Annotated in this window: 1 protein-coding gene and 1 pseudogene; both read right to left on the reverse strand. The window is 71.3% G+C overall.

Features of this window, described 5'->3' with window-relative positions; translation table 11 throughout:
- Window positions 1–471: cell division protein FtsQ/DivIB (locus tag AC27IQ_RS26300; protein WP_487091410.1), on the reverse strand; the 471-nt coding region annotated here is incomplete at its 3' end.
- Window positions 443–722 (reverse strand): annotated as a pseudogene (locus AC27IQ_RS26305) (hypothetical protein); the annotation flags it as partial. The pseudogene AC27IQ_RS26305 and the gene AC27IQ_RS26300, both read right to left, overlap by 29 nt.

The raw sequence follows: 722 nt of genomic DNA on the forward strand, positions 1-722 counted from the left end.
CAGCGACTGGCCCTGCGGGCCCTGCAGGCGGGGCAGTTCGTCCGCGTCCAGGTCGTCGCCGTTGGCCTCGAACACCTCGCCCTGGCTGTTGACCAGGGTGGAGCCCTCTTCGGCGCCCCAGTAGGCCGCGGCATCGTGCTCCTGCAGCTCCACGCGCAGGCTGTTGGGAAACTCGCGCCGCACCATCGCGTGGCGCACCCAGGGCACCTGCTCGAACGCCTCGCGCACGGCGCGCAGGTCCACGGTGAAGAAATTGCCCACCAGGTGCGGCCCGACGTTGGCCCGCAGCGTGACGGCGTTGTTGTGCACCAGCTCGCCCTGCACCACGATGCGCCCGATCGCGAACGCGGGATGGCGCAGCATCCACGAGCCGCCCACCACCAGCACGAACGCGGCGCAGCCCACGAACAGGACCGTGGCGGTCAGGTTCATGAGCTTGACGTCAAGCGGTGCGGGCAGCGAGGCGGTCATGCGGCTCCCGGGGTTCCCGTGGGGGTGGCGTGGACGGTGACGCGGCGCGGCATGCCCCTGCAGCCCCGTCGAGCGAGGCGCTCGCCAGGATGCGCAGGCACAGCGCCTCGTAGCTCACGCCGCTGGCGCGGCGACATGGGCACCAGCGAATGGCCGGTCATGCCGGGCGAGGTATTGATCTCCAGCAGGAAGGGCTTGCGGTCGCTGGCGCGGATCATGATGTCGGCGCGCGCCAGCCCGGCACGAGCGTG

The organism is Acidovorax sp. KPB24-07 (assembly GCF_057543315.1).